Source organism: Acinetobacter sp. H1(2024), assembly GCF_046557555.1.
In the GTDB taxonomy this organism is placed as follows: Bacteria; Pseudomonadota; Gammaproteobacteria; order Pseudomonadales; family Moraxellaceae; genus Acinetobacter; species Acinetobacter seifertii.
This window is the reverse complement of the sequence record NZ_JBKGFO010000001.1, coordinates 207,431-221,677: the sequence shown is the minus strand read 5'-3', so window position 1 is coordinate 221,677 and position 14,247 is coordinate 207,431. Positions and strand designations below refer to the sequence as shown.

The window sequence follows — 14,247 nt, the reverse complement described above, 5'->3', positions numbered from 1 at the left end:
CTTTGGCACAGACATATATTTTCGGTGGAATCGTGTTATCTCAATTTGAAGCGACTAAAAGTTGAGAGCGATTTTTCTTTAAACGTTTAATGAGTAACAACGAAACCGCAGCACAAAATGCTGGTACCGCTAAAATGCTTAAAATTTCAAAACTGGAGAGATTTAATGACATTAACCAGCCGCCCATAATTGATCCCACAATCGATCCTGAGCGCCCTACTGCGTTGGCCCAACTTACACCTGTTGCTCGGCAATGTGTTGGATAAAAACTAGATGCAAAAGCGTTTGCTCCCACTTGCGAACCACTAATTCCTGCACCTACCCCAAACATGGCAAACATCAATAAAGCCGTATTTGCCTGTTCAATTCCAAACCCCAAACAAATCAGGAACAATCCGCCAAAAACATAAGCCGTACTTAAAATTTTGGTTGCATCCATCTTATCCATTAGCAGGCCTAAGACAATCGCACCAATGGTTCCACCTATTTGGAAAATTGAAGTAAGCCATGATGCGTTGGATAAATTAAAGCCCTCATTGGTCAGTAAAGTAGGCATCCAACTTGAAATCATATAAATAATGAGAAGGCTCATAAAAAATGTAAACCAAATCAAAAAAGTGCCCAAAGCAAAGCCTTTATTAAACAAATCTTTCAAGCTTGATTTTTCGACTTCATTGACTGTTGGAACCAAAGTCGGAGTACTATTTAAATGCGGTGCGATACGGTGAATAATCTTTTCAATTTTTTCGGTACCCTTCTTTTTAAGCACTAAAAATCGAATAGATTCAGGTAATAAAAAATATAAGAAAGGTACAGTCGCTAAAGGTAATACTCCCCCAATGAGCAAAATACCGTGCCAGCCAATATGAGGAAGTAGCTGAGCCGAAAAAATACCACCAAGAGCGGAACCCACAGTAAAGCCACAGAACATCATGGTTACAAGATTAGAGCGACGAGATGTAGGCGCATATTCAGAGGTTAAAGTAATTGCATTGGGTAAAGCCCCACCTAGACCCAAACCAGTGAGAAATCTCCAAATAATCAGTGTTTGTAAATCTGCTGAAAAAGAGGCAAAAACACTGGCAATTCCAAACATAATGACCGACCCAATCAAAATCGGTTTACGGCCTAATTTATCGGATAAAGGTCCGAAAATGAGTGCACCAGCCATCAGTCCAAATAAGCCAGCGCCAAATAAAGGTGCCAAATCGGTTGCTTGCAACCCCCACTCTGCCTTTAAAGCAGGTGCAATAAATCCAACTGCTGCGGTATCAAATCCATCAATCGCAACAATCAAAAAACACAACCACATGATTAATTTTTGCAAAGACGATAGCGGTATTTCATCAATGAAACTTTGTACGTCTATAGAATTTTGAGACATGAGAGCTCCTTTCGCCAATACATTGGCGTATATGCAATCCTTAGCAAAAGTGCCCAACTGTATTTTTTATTTAGGTTGAGCACCTATTTCAATAAATCAGATCAATTTGATTTATTTCACATTCACCGTAATGCCAGTCAGCCCGGTAATGTCTGCACGCATAACATCACCTTTCACTACAGCACCCACACCTTCTGGAGTTCCTGTAAAAATCAAATCACCTGCTTTTAGTTGAAATAACGTAGATAAATTCGCAATCGTTTCAGCCACAGACCAAATCAGGTGACTGACATCGCTGTGCTGTTCGGTTTTACCATTTACAGTTAAATGAATATCGGCATTATTGATTTCACCCGTTTGAGTAATCGGATGAATTGGGCCAATTGGTGCAGAAAAATCAAAAGCTTTACCGATTTCCCATGGGCGACCTTTTTCACGCATTGCCATCTGTAAGTCACGGCGTGTCATATCTAAACCAACTGCATAGCCATAGATATAGTTCGCTGCATCCTCAACCGAGACATTTTTGGCATCTTTACCTATTGCAACGACCAACTCGATTTCATAATGAAAATTTGAAGTTTCAGATGGATATGGAATATCAACCGCATCTGTATTTACCGGAATAACTGACTCAAGGTCATTTGGCTTACAAAAGAAAAAAGGTGGTTCACGGTCTGGGTCAAAACCCATTTCACGTGCATGAGCAGCGTAGTTACGGCCAACGCAATACACACGGCGTACTGGAAATTTATGCGCTGAGCCGTGAATAAATAGACCCGCAGTGGTCATTGGTTCAAAAATAAATGACATATCTAAATTCCTTCTATTAAGTTAATCACGACTCAAAATGCATCGGCCTGCTTTTCAGGTGCTGCTTTTTGAAATGCTTCTAAGGTCATGCAATGTTGGTAAATTTCATTAATGTTTGGATAAGCCGATAAATCGACTTTAAAACGCTCGGCAGAAACTACTTGTGGAACTAAATAGGCATCTGCAATGGTCGGTTGATTGCCATAGCAGAACTTTTCTCGATTCTGGTCTTGTTCCAAAATATGCTCTAAAGCTGCAAATCCATCCTGAATCCACTTGGCACACCATGCGTTGATTTGTGCATCATCCAGCCCTAAGTTCTGACGTAAGTATTCAAGAACACGCTTGTTGTTTAATGGATGGACGTCACATCCAACTAAAGCAGCAATGGCACGGACTTTTTCACGACCTAATGCATCTGTAGGTAATAAAGCGGGTTCGGGATATTGTTCTTCCAGCCATTCGATAATGGCTGGACTTTGCAATAAGTTCCCCGATTCAGTTTCAAGTACCGGTACAAATCCTTGCGGATTTAAAGCTTTAAAAGCAGTTTGATGGTGCTCATTTTTAGCAAGCGATATATAAGTCGCTTCGTAAGCCAAACCCTTTAAGTTCAATACAATGCGAGTCCGATGTGATGTACCACTGCGGAAAAAGCTATAAAGTTTCATGCCACATTCCCTTGATAGTTTTTCACTGCATCAAGGCAGTTATTGACATTCCAGCCATATAACCATTCCATTGCATCATAAAAACGTTCGGTAGGACGTCCACGCCACAAATCGTTGCGAACCAAGCGTTGCACACCTTTGGCATGGTAAATTTTGCCCATTTCACGTGAAGACAAAACAATACGCGCTGTACGTGCCACACGTGCTTTTTGGTAAATATCAAAAGCTTTTAAAATGTCATGGTCGGTAACACGTAACGCTTCACCTAAAGTTACGGCGTCTTCCATCGCCATACATGCACCTTGCGCCATATATTGCGTGGTTGGATGTGCTGCATCGCCAAGTAATGTCACACGGCCAAAAGTCCATGTTTCAATAGGTTCACGGTCTGCAGTTGCCCAGCGGCGCCAACTTTTAGGTAACTCAATCAATTGACGAGCTTTCGGGCAAATTCCTTGAAAATAAGACAGCACTTCTTCTTTAGAGCCGTCGGTTACGCCCCACTGTTCTTTCTCACGGCTATGGAACGTCACAACAACGTTATATTCCTTTCCGCCGCGTAGTGGATAATGCACAAGGTGGCAATTTGGCCCGACCCAAATACTGGCTGCATTCCATTTCAAGTCTTCGGGAAACTCGCTTTCAGGTACAACAGCACGGTAAACCACATGACCTGTAACCAATGCTGGGTCACCCACGTAGGTATCACGCACAACAGATTTAACCCCATCAGCACCGATAAGTGCCTGACCATGATATTGCGTGCCATGTTGATCGGTAATCGTTACGCCCGCATCATCCTGTTCAACTTTTTGAATTTGGCAATTAGTGATGATTTCCAAGTGGCCGTATTGTTTAGCACCTTCAACCAATGAACCATGGATATCGGCACGGTGAATCACCGCATATGGGTTACCAAAACGTTCACGGAATTTTTCATCGGTTGGAATTTTACCGACTTGATATTCATCAATCGCATCATGCATAACCATATAGTCGGTATAGACTGCTTTACTGCGAGCAATTTCACCAATTCCTAGCGCATCAAAAGCATGAAATGCGTTTGGCCCTAGTTGAATTCCAGCACCAATCTCACCAATTTCAGGGGCTTGTTCAAAAACCTGTACCTTAAAGCCTTGTTTTGCCAAAGCGAGTGCAGCTGCAAATCCGCCAATGCCGCCACCAGCAATTAATATCGGTTGTTGAGTATTTGACATGATTTATATCCTTATAAAATATTCTATTTACTGGCGCTCACGCACCGAGTACAAACCCAGTTTCCGTTGTAAGGGGGCTTCATCTGCGATAAACAAATAACATGGTTGATCTGAGGTATTGATTAAATCAATATGAGAAAAACATGGCGCACAGGCCGTATCAGCTTTATTTAAATTGAAATCTTTCTGATCAATTTTGACTTGGAGCTGACCGTCAATCACATGAAAAATTTGGGCAGTAGAGCGCGGTTGGAGCTGTAAATTTTCATTTGGTCTGAGCATTAAAGCCGAATAACCAATAATATTTTGACAGTCATCACCGGTTTCAGGATTGATGTAAGTCACCTGAATTGGAGCTTGATGGTTGTTATCATCTGCAAGCGCATGCAAAACTTTTTTGGTTTCTTTCCAAGAGTAGCGCATGATCGGATATGAGGCATTTTCACGGGTAAAATGTGCAGTGGGTACAATCCCCGTTCCATAATGATGAGCATTTCCGGCACTGGTCACTTTTTGGATTTCACCCGGTTGTACATAAGAAGCTTCCATGTAATAAACCAAAGGTAAATCCAGTACATCTAACCAGATCACAGGCTCATCGCCATCATGTCCATGTTCATGCCAAAGCCCGGATGGCGTAAGGATTAAATCTCCATGCTCCATCATGCATTTTTGACCTTCAACAGTCGTATACGCGCCTTCACCTTCAACAATCAGACGCACTGCATTTGGGGTATGTCGATGTGATGGCGCCCACTCTTTTGGTAACAAAAGCTGCATGCCAAGATACATGACCGAACTGGCTTTCATATTTTCCAGACCATGTCCGGGATTGGCTAAAACCAATACACGGCGTTCAGCTTTTTCAATCGGTGTTAACTCACCTGCTTCGAGTAATAAAGGTTTAATATTCTGAAAATACCATGCGGTCGCTACCGTCTGCGGCATAGGTTTATGCGGAGGCAATACATTACGTAAACTTGGCCATAAAGGGACTAAATTTGATTCTTCAAGTTGACCAAGATAACGTTTTGGCAAGTCATCTAGCGTTGCTAACTGTTCCATTTCAGATCCTCTATTTAAGGCCAATTTGTACAAGAATGCTTTGTACTTTTACGACCTATTCTTCCTTGATCATCAATGTAACAATCGAAAATTGTTGAATCTAGGCACAAAAAACAATAGTCTGTATTGATAAAATCAATACAAGGAAATTAAAGTGTTTGATCTTGATACTCGGCTTTTACAAATTTTCTTTGAAATTTATAAACATAGCAGTGTGTCTAAAGCTGCTGAACAGCTTGAAATCGGACAACCGACTTTAAGTATTGCGTTAAATAAATTACGTGAGCATTTTCAGGACCCACTTTTTGTCCGTATTGAAAATAAGATGCAACCTACTGAGTTATCTAAACAAATATATCCGCTGGTTGTAGAAATTCTGAACCGACTAAAACTGGTTCAAAACTACAATATTGAATTTGATCCACAGACTTCAAATTATCAATTTAAAATCAGCATGACTGATATTAGCCATCTGGTTTTATTACCTAAACTGATCAATTATTTACGTGCCCATGCCCCCAATATTCGCTTAGAAATTGTCCCTATTGATGCCAATACACCAGTGATGATGTCAAATGGAGACATTGATTTAGCCATTGGTTTTTTGCCTCAGCTTGAAGCAGGTTTTTATCAGCAAACACTTTTCCAGCAACGTTATATTTGTATTGCCAGTAAAGAACACCCGAGGCTTACAGGCACAACGCTTTCAGACCAAGAATTTCGCCAAGAGCTACATGTCGATATTTTTGCAACGGGTGGACATTACGTGCTGGAGCATGAGTTACAAAAACTAGGAGTAAACCGTAATATTCTGGTTCGTTTGCCAAGCTATTTAGGGGTTGGTTTAGTTGTTCAAGACACAGACGCGATTGCGACCATTCCTCATTATTTAAGTCAGGTGCTTTTAGTCAGAGGTGGCTTAAAAGTTTTAGAACCTCCTTATTATTTTCCGACTTATAGTGTGAAGCAGCATTGGCATGCACGAGTTCATCAAACACCAAGCAACCAATGGTTAAGAAGAGTATGTTTTGAACTTTTTTCTGAATAGAATATTTAATCAGACACTATTAAAATCTAATAAAAATAAAAAGACTTTGCGTAGAGGGATAAATTGCTCCACACAAAGTCTTTATAAAATTTTTTACAGCATTACCCTTCTACCTTTTTATCTTTGCTACTTGAATAGATAAAGTACAAAGCGATCCCTAAGCAAATTAGCGCTCCTAATCGATACAGTGAAAAAGGAAGCATTTCATTACCGAACCAGCCAAAGTTATCAATCAAGATACTCATCAAAAGTTGTCCAAAAATCACAGCCACAGTGGCAACCGCAGCTCCGATTCTTTGTACAGCCAGTACCATAATGACAATATAAGGTACGCCACACATGGCACCTAATAACTGCCATTTAGGAACATCTAGTAACGTTAAAGTTTGTTTGGGTTCAAAGTAAAAAATAAGGAGAGCCGTAATTAGAGCACCGACCGAGAAAGTCAAAAAAGCACTACGAAATACACCAACTTTCACTCCAAGTTGACCATTAATTGCGGCCTGTACACTCAGCAAAGCACCGCCAATGACGGCAAGAAGAATCATTAAAATTGTCATGGCTATCTCCTACGCTTTTGCCACAAGTACAAGTGCGACAACAATAAAGATGAGTGCCACCACTCGTTTACGGTCTACTTTCCGATGTGGAGTTTCCAGTAAACCATAGTGGTCGATAATCAGACTTTTAAATACCTGTCCCGCTAAAATGCCAATCATGGTCATAGCAATACCAATAATTGGAGTCGTAATAGTCAAAATAATGACGTAAGCAGGACCTAAAACGCCACCGAGTAATTGCCAAGATGGAAGTGTAAAAAATGAAGGGCTATTGCGTGGGCTAAAAAACAACATGAGTAAAAAGGTAAGTGCTGCACCCACACCAAAAATACTAAACGTGGCCCACAACTCACCCACTTCCTTTCCTAACGGCCCTAGAAGCCCTGCTTCGACCGATAGCCCCATCCCCCCTAAAATGGTTAGGAGTAGTAATAGAATTTGCATCTACATTGCCTCATCTGTATCTAGGCAATGAATACTAAGGTAGCCAATTCATCTGAAAAACAGCATAATTCATGAATCACTTTTGCAGAAATTGCACAAATGGATTTAACAAATTCGATTGATATCCGCACGCTTCGCTTCTTTATTAGTGTTTACAATGCTCACAACTTCTCAAATGTAGCACGTAAAGAAGATGTGTCTGCATCTATGATTTCTCGCACCATCCAACAGCTTGAAGATGCGTTAGGCCAGCAACTTTTTTACCGAAATACGCGAGCAATCACACCGACCGAATCGGGCAAATTATTTTTTGAATATGCGAAAAAAATTACCGAACAATTTGATGAAGCTCAAAAGGCTTTACAAGATAAAACCATAGAGCCATCGGGACTCGTCCGCATTAATGCCCCTGTGTTTTTTGGGCAACGGCATATTGCGCCGTGGTTAGCTGGGTTATCAGAGCGTTATCCAAGACTTTTAATAGAACTAATTCAAACCGATGAATTTATAGATCCATTACGTGAAAGCACAGATTTAATATTTCGTATTGGAGCACTGACTGATTCATCATTTCATGCCCGTATTTTTGGTACACAGAAATATCATTTGGCAGCATCTCCTCAGTATGTTGCTAAATACGGTACGCTTGATCATCCGACAGAGCTTAATCAGCACAAATGCCTAGTCTATAAAGGTTTTGAAGGTCCTAACCGGTGGTTAGTAAGAAAGCCCAATGAAGAATGGATACATTATCCAATTACTCCATTGCTGTCTTCAAACAATGCCGAGAGTTTAATGACAGCTGCGCTTCATGGCATGGGGATTGTTTTGTTTCCTGATTGGCTGATTGGTGAGGCTTTAAAACAAGGTGATTTAATAAAGCTTTTACCTGAATATGAAGTCGCGATTAAATCACACCCCCAGCATATCGCGGCCATTTATCCAAATGTCCGCCATCCGCCCTTAAATATTCGAGTGGTAATAAATTATTTTGCTGAAATCTATGGAGACACACCGTATTGGCAGAATTAAATTTTTCTTTTAATCATCATTTATAAAGACAAAAACACCCTGATTGCAGCAATTAAATAAACACTGAAATCAGGTATCACCGTTAGATACTAATTAATTGCTATCTCATAATGAAAATTATCGGCCAAACCATAAGACTCACGGTATTCGACTGCTACGCCTTCAAGATTTTTTGCGATACGGCATACCTTCACTAAAGGATCTTCAAGGAGATTATTTAAATGGCTATCTTTGATATTTTTCTCAAAAGTTAACCGTTCTGTTGCAGAAGAAATAAATTGGCCACAGTGCTGATAATAAAAAGGATAAAGTAGATTCCCAAACTCAGCGATTGGAATTTCTTCCAGATTTTTAAATAAGCGTTCAGGCAGCCAGATTCTTTCGCTTAACACAACGACGTCTTCATGCTTACGAACACGCTCGATATAAATCAGCTTTTCGGTGTGCCCAAGCCCTAACTCGGCGTTTACTTCCGGAATTGCATCACACACTTCTACTTTTTTGATTTGTCCTTGTGGCTGAATAAAATCGCCTTTTTTATTACGTAATCTAAAAAAACGAATGAGCGAGTTTTCAAAGTTAGGTTGTTTTAGGAAAGTTCCTTTTCCTTGCTGTTTGACCAATAAGCCATCTTCAACCAGTCCTTCAACCGCCTTTCTAACGGTTCCTACCGATACGCTATACATTTGCGCAAGTTCTTGTTCACTTGGAATAGGCTCTTCAACTGTCCATTTTGACTGAATCAGTAGTTTTTGAAGTTCCCAACGGACCTTTTCATATCTTGGCAATTTAAAATTTTTAAATGCAGTCTCATCAAGCATTTGCGTTAAACATTATGAAATCGATTTGACAATATTAGCATAGTTCTGTGTAATACAAAAAAGCAAACATATATATGTTTAGATGTTTATATATTTATCAAGGAAGATAATATGACCGCATTGATGCTGATAGCTTTAGCTGTATCTATAGGCTTAGGTTATAAAACAAAAATCAATATCGGATTTTTTACGATAGCGTTTGCCTACCTGATTGGTTGCTTTGGCATGGGTCTTAAACCTTCCGAAGTTATTGAATTATGGCCTGTCAAAATTTTCTTTATTATTTTATCTGTCACTCTGTTTTATAACTTTGCTTTGGCAAATGGCGCACTAGAGAAGCTTGCCAGCCATCTTTTATATAAATGCCGTAAGTTTCCCCAGTTTTTACCTTTAGCGATTTTTTTCGCAGCAACCATTATTGCTGGCCTAGGTGCTGGTTTTTATACGGTACTTGCCTTTATGGCACCCATTACACTGCTGCTGTGTAAAAAAACTAATATGAATATGGTTATTGGCGGGATGGCTGCAAATTACGGCGCTCTAGCTGGCGCAAATTTTATGACATCGCAAAGTGGCATTATTTTCCGAAGCTTAATGGAAAATATTGGCATTAGCTCACAAACCGCTTTTTCATATAGCGGTGGCATTTTTGTCTTAACTTTAATTATTCCAATTGCGGTGTTGGGAATTTACACCCTGTGGAATAGAAAAAGTAATTCAATTGTGATTGAAGATCAAAAGCCTGAGCCATTCGACAAAAAACAGAAACAATCCATCTTCCTTATTATTTTAATGATGTCGATTGTTTTAGTTTTTCCAATCTTGCATCTTGTTTTTCCCGATGTAAAAACGATTAGCTTTTTAAACTCCAAAATTGATATTGCCTTCCTTGCCATTACCTTCTCGCTCATAAGTCTACTTATGAAACTTGCCGATGAGAAAAAGGTCATTGCACTTGTGCCTTGGGGAACACTGATCATGATTTGCGGTGTCGGTATGCTCATCGCATTAGGTGTGAAGCTTGGCATTATTACGACCCTATCTGAATGGTTAGCAAACAATGTTCCTGTGTGGGTTATTCCAGTACTGTTATGTCTGATCAGTGCCATTATGTCTGTATTTTCAAGCACTCTAGGTGTGGTTGCGCCTACCTTATTCCCCATCGTTCCAGCTCTTGCTTTGAGTTCTGGCCTAAATCCACTAATGCTCTTTATTTGTATTGTGGTTGGCGCTCAATCTACAGCGATTTCTCCTTTCTCTTCTGGCGGTAGTCTCATTATGGCTTCAGCACCAGCAGATATCGATAAAACCACATTCTTTAATCAACTGTTATTGAAAGCAATTCCTGTAGGAGTCATTGCCGCTTTAATCGCTATTTTCGCTTTAAAATTTGTAATGTGAGATGAAAATGAACTGTATAGATACACATGCACATGTTTTTTCGACACAGGACCACAGTATCGAAACAGCACGTTATGCACCTGATTATGAGGCAACTGTACAAAGTTTTATCTCTCATCTTGATGAACATAATTTCACGCATGGTGTTTTGGTTCAACCCAGCTTTTTGGGTACCAATAACCAAGCGATATTAAACGCAATTCAGCAATACCCTGACCGTTTAAAAGGAATCGCCGTTGTTCAATATACGACGACTTTTGATGAGCTAGTGAATCTCAAGGCACAAGGCATCGTTGGTGTTCGTTTAAATCTATTTGGTCTTAACCCTCCTGCGCTAAATACGCCTGACTGGCAAAAATTTTTAAGAAATGTGGAAAGCCTCAACTGGCAAGTTGAATTACACGCACCGCCAAAATATCTGGTACAGCTTTTGCCACAATTAGATGAATACAGCTTTGATGTCGTAATTGACCATTTTGGCCGAGTTGACCCTGTTAAAGGGATTGAAGATCCGGATTATCAGAAATTTTTAAGCTTACTTAACGTAAAACAGCACTGGATTAAAGTGTCCGGTTTCTACCGTTTGGGTGCCGCTCCAAACAACATAAATACGGCACGACAGGCCTATAACATTTTTAAAGAAAAAGGCTTTTTACACAAACTCATTTGGGGAAGCGATTGGCCGCATACCCAACATGAATCTTTAATTACTTATGAAAATGCATTTAGAGCTTTTAAACAGATTGTGTTTGATAAACATGAGCAATGTTTAATTTTAAATCAGAACCCTACCGAGCTGTTTGATTTCTCACGTACATAAGGAGTATGTATGAAAAATGATATATCTATATCGGAAGTAGAAAAGTCAACGATCCGTAAACTTTCTTTCCGTATTCTTCCTTTCCTCATTCTTTGTTATTTCATCGCCTATATTGATCGGGTAAATATTGGTTTTGCAGCATTAACCATGAACCAAGAAATTGGTTTAACTGCTACTGCCTTTGGTTTTGGTGCCACCTTATTTTTTATTGCATATGTCATATTTGAAATTCCAAGTAACATGGCAATGGAAAAGCTGGGTGCGCGCATCTGGATTGCCAGAATCATGATTACTTGGGGCATTGTCGGTTGCTGTACCGCCTTCATTACTGGCCCTATTTCATATGCAATTTCACGGTTTTTACTTGGTGCTGCCGAAGCCGGATTTTTCCCTGGTGTATTACTGTATTTAACCCTATGGTTCCCTAAACGATATATGGCTCGAATTGTTGCCGTATTTATGGTTGCCATTCCTTTATCTAATTTTATTGGTTCACCATTATCTGCCTTACTGTTGGGTTTACATGGCTTGGTTGGTTTAAGTGGATGGCAAGTGCTTTTAATTTTTGAAGCATTGCCTGCAATTCTTCTTGGCATATTATGTTTAGTTTGGCTTCCAAATAAACCGAATCATGTTAAATGGTTAAGTTCTGAGGAAAGAGAATGGCTATCGAGTACCTTAACTTTTGAAAAAAACCAACAGTTAAATACTGAAAAACAAGACAGTGCCGAACAGAAAAAGAGTAAGTTTAAGCTTCTGATTACCAATAAATATTTATGGTTTTTCGCGATTATTTATGCAGGAAGCTCTGCAACCAGCAATATTTTATCATTATGGATGCCTCAGATTTTAAAGGCTTTCCATTTAACTGCCATGCAGACGGGTCTTTTAAATATGATTCCGTTTGGTTTAGCTGCCGCTTTCATGATTGTTTGGGGTGTACATGCCGATAAAAGTGGTAATAAGAGTCTCAACACAGCTATTCCATTGTTTGTGACGAGTTTTGGTTTGCTCCTTACTATTTTTACTTCATCTTTAACCTTGAGCTTACTTTTATTCTCACTCGTTTTGATGGGTAACTATGCCATTAAAGGTCCTTTCTGGGCGTTGGTTTCTGAGCGCTTACCACCTACTTTAGTTGCTGTTGGTATTGCAGCGGTAAATACCATTGCACATGTGGGTACTGGGCTTATGAACTCTATTATGGGTATAGTCAAAGATTATTCGGGTAGTTTCCCTGTGTCACTTTTACCACTCTGCATTCTTACCTTTATTGGTGCCGTGATTGCGTTGTATTTGGGAAGAAAACCGACTTTACCGAAAGCACAAAAGGTTCAAAAAGCAGTTTAGGTAATCATTTATTTACTCTCATCCTTTAATCGAACCCTGCTAATAATCAATATTTAGCAGGGATTTTTTACCGTAATGAATACGGTTGATTTACAGAAAAATATTAAAAGCGATAACCCACACCCAAATAAGTAATTAAAGGATCAATATCAACTTTAGTTGATGCATGAATTAACTGCTTACCTGTTTTGCTATCAATCACATCAATATTTGCTCGGTTATTTAACTTTGCATAGGACACGGAACCAACAGCATACCAATTTGGTGTAATGTCATAAGTAGCGCCCAAACTCACAATTGGAGCAATCGCATCAGTCGTTTTCACTCGAACATAAGGGTTTGCACTTGAAGTTTTACCATCCAATGCAGCTCCAGCATTATTGTCTAGTACATTCTGAATCATGTGGCCCGCAGCAATTAAGTCTGAGTTGATTTGGTCGTTTAACTTAATATTGGAGAAGCGTGAATACATAACACCAGCACCAATATATGGACGAAACTTATTTACACCGGACTTACCGAATTGATATTGGGCTTCTAATGCTGGAGTCCATGCACGTACCGTAGCAGCTTTCGACTTATTACCAAGATTGGTGATTGGAATATCTTGCAGCAAATCTAGTTTATCTCCAATTACTAAAGCCGCTAACCCTTCAGGATTTGCAAAACCAGATAACGGCGCGTTGATTTCTCCTTTCCCCTTAATATCAACTTTTGGAGGAATCCCACCGATTAACTGTAAAGACACGTTCTCATTAATATAGTAATTGAACATTAAGCCCAATGTATCTACATCTTCTGCTTCAAGCCCTGTACCTTTGCCTTCCCATTGTTCTAGACCTTTAATGGTCGCCGTACCTGTTATATCAGATGAAACCATGTCATTTTCATCTACAAGCCCTAATAGTTGACCAACCGACTGCCCTTGATTGCCATTTTCATCGACTGGATGACTAAACACCATATCAAGAATTTCTTTAGCATTTTCACCTGTTGATAATTTTGCATTAGGGTCTATTGATTTCATAAATGCTGAAGTAGAAATAGTTCCAACTTTGGCAGTAGTTCCATTTGCTACAGCAGTATTTATGTTGAATGGATTTGCTTTTCCTTGTGGCATGACATGCAACCATCCAGCAGATACGGAAAACCGTTTAAATTCTGCATGTGCTGTCTGTGTTCCCGTTATAAAAGCCACAGCGAGTAGATTCCCGCCGATTAATTTTAAAATATCCATTTTATTTCCTTTATTTTATTTAAGAGGTTTCCATTAACCTCATCATTTAAAATAAAGATTTTTTTAACTTTTGGTAAAATTTTCCGATAAAAAGCATTATAAAACAATATATTAATTTTAATTAATATATTTTAATTGATTGAAAAATATACAATATAAATGGCTTTTGTATGGAAATGATAGATTGAAAAAAAGCCCATCTTCCGATGAGCTTTTTATTTAACTAAATTTAATAATATGTATTAGACTTTAAATTCTGCTAATACAAAGTTTTTTACTATTTCATCAAAAGTTGGTTTCAGAAGAGCTGGCTTGCTATCTTTTATAGTTTTATACCAATAACTTGCTGCAACTCCCATGCTAATCAGAGCTAACAATTTCATT

At 39.2% G+C, this 14,247-nt stretch carries 15 protein-coding genes; 5 read left to right on the top strand and 10 right to left on the bottom strand.

The window, feature by feature from the left end:
* Window positions 1–40: 40 nt before the first annotated feature.
* The 5 genes from ACLCEG_RS01075 to ACLCEG_RS01055 all read right to left on the bottom strand — a co-directional run bounded on the left by ACLCEG_RS01075 (window position 41) and on the right by ACLCEG_RS01055 (window position 5,150).
* A complete protein-coding gene (locus tag ACLCEG_RS01075; RefSeq protein WP_191011662.1) occupies window positions 41–1,384 on the bottom strand; it encodes an MFS transporter in 1,344 nt (447 codons plus the stop codon).
* Between the two features lie 111 nt (window positions 1,385–1,495).
* Window positions 1,496–2,197, bottom strand: a complete 702-nt coding sequence (locus ACLCEG_RS01070) for a fumarylacetoacetate hydrolase family protein (protein WP_410565125.1) — start codon at window positions 2,195–2,197, stop codon at window positions 1,496–1,498.
* Between the two features lie 32 nt (window positions 2,198–2,229).
* A complete protein-coding gene (maiA, locus tag ACLCEG_RS01065; protein ID WP_410565122.1) occupies window positions 2,230–2,868 on the bottom strand; it encodes a maleylacetoacetate isomerase in 639 nt (212 codons plus the stop codon).
* Window positions 2,865–4,085 carry a 3-hydroxybenzoate 6-monooxygenase gene (locus tag ACLCEG_RS01060; RefSeq protein WP_410565119.1) on the bottom strand — a complete coding sequence of 407 codons (1,221 nt, stop codon included), beginning with the start codon at window positions 4,083–4,085 and terminating at the stop codon, window positions 2,865–2,867. Before ACLCEG_RS01060 ends, maiA begins: the two co-directional genes overlap by 4 nt.
* Window positions 4,086–4,112: 27 nt before the next feature.
* Window positions 4,113–5,150, bottom strand: a complete 1,038-nt coding sequence (locus tag ACLCEG_RS01055; protein ID WP_410565116.1) for a cupin domain-containing protein — start codon at window positions 5,148–5,150, stop codon at window positions 4,113–4,115.
* Between the two features lie 154 nt (window positions 5,151–5,304).
* Here ACLCEG_RS01055 and ACLCEG_RS01050 point away from each other — a divergent pair, with 154 nt between their 5' ends.
* Entirely contained in the window at window positions 5,305–6,198 is an 894-nt protein-coding gene (locus tag ACLCEG_RS01050; protein WP_204085036.1) for a LysR family transcriptional regulator, read from the top strand.
* A 101-nt stretch (window positions 6,199–6,299) separates the two neighbouring features.
* Here the strand turns inward: ACLCEG_RS01050 and ACLCEG_RS01045 are convergent, their stop codons facing one another.
* Window positions 6,300–6,758, bottom strand: a complete 459-nt coding sequence (locus tag ACLCEG_RS01045) for a DMT family transporter (RefSeq protein ID WP_410565112.1) — start codon at window positions 6,756–6,758, stop codon at window positions 6,300–6,302.
* A 9-nt stretch (window positions 6,759–6,767) separates the two neighbouring features.
* The gene (locus ACLCEG_RS01040; RefSeq protein WP_410565109.1) at window positions 6,768–7,202 is read right to left on the bottom strand and encodes a DMT family transporter; all 435 of its coding nucleotides are present in this window, start codon (window positions 7,200–7,202) and stop codon (window positions 6,768–6,770) included.
* Window positions 7,203–7,301: 99 nt separating this feature from the next.
* On the opposite strand from ACLCEG_RS01040, the gene ACLCEG_RS01035 reads away from it, so the two are divergent.
* The gene (locus ACLCEG_RS01035) at window positions 7,302–8,234 is read left to right on the top strand and encodes a LysR substrate-binding domain-containing protein (protein ID WP_410565106.1); all 933 of its coding nucleotides are present in this window, start codon (window positions 7,302–7,304) and stop codon (window positions 8,232–8,234) included.
* Window positions 8,235–8,323: 89 nt separating this feature from the next.
* Here the strand turns inward: ACLCEG_RS01035 and ACLCEG_RS01030 are convergent, their stop codons facing one another.
* Complete coding sequence (locus ACLCEG_RS01030; RefSeq protein WP_019456733.1) at window positions 8,324–9,055, bottom strand: GntR family transcriptional regulator; 732 nt, start codon at window positions 9,053–9,055, stop codon at window positions 8,324–8,326.
* 111 nt (window positions 9,056–9,166) lie between these two features.
* On the opposite strand from ACLCEG_RS01030, the gene ACLCEG_RS01025 reads away from it, so the two are divergent.
* Genes ACLCEG_RS01025 through ACLCEG_RS01015 form a run of 3 tightly spaced genes read left to right on the top strand, consistent with a single transcriptional unit; the run spans window position 9,167 to window position 12,626 of the window.
* Entirely contained in the window at window positions 9,167–10,456 is a 1,290-nt protein-coding gene (locus tag ACLCEG_RS01025) for an SLC13 family permease (protein ID WP_410565102.1), read from the top strand.
* A gap of 7 nt (window positions 10,457–10,463) precedes the next feature.
* Complete coding sequence (locus tag ACLCEG_RS01020; RefSeq protein ID WP_212283907.1) at window positions 10,464–11,276, top strand: amidohydrolase family protein; 813 nt, start codon at window positions 10,464–10,466, stop codon at window positions 11,274–11,276.
* A gap of 9 nt (window positions 11,277–11,285) precedes the next feature.
* Window positions 11,286–12,626, top strand: a complete 1,341-nt coding sequence (locus ACLCEG_RS01015) for an MFS transporter (RefSeq protein WP_410565100.1) — start codon at window positions 11,286–11,288, stop codon at window positions 12,624–12,626.
* Window positions 12,627–12,729: 103 nt separating this feature from the next.
* On the opposite strand, the gene ACLCEG_RS01010 is transcribed toward ACLCEG_RS01015, so the two are convergent.
* On the bottom strand, window positions 12,730–13,863 hold the full coding sequence (locus ACLCEG_RS01010; RefSeq protein WP_068933756.1) for an OmpW/AlkL family protein: 1,134 nt from the start codon (window positions 13,861–13,863) through the stop codon (window positions 12,730–12,732).
* Between the two features lie 242 nt (window positions 13,864–14,105).
* On the bottom strand, window positions 14,106–14,246 hold the full coding sequence (locus ACLCEG_RS01005; protein ID WP_039252089.1) for a hypothetical protein: 141 nt from the start codon (window positions 14,244–14,246) through the stop codon (window positions 14,106–14,108).
* Window position 14,247: the final 1 nt, after the last annotated feature.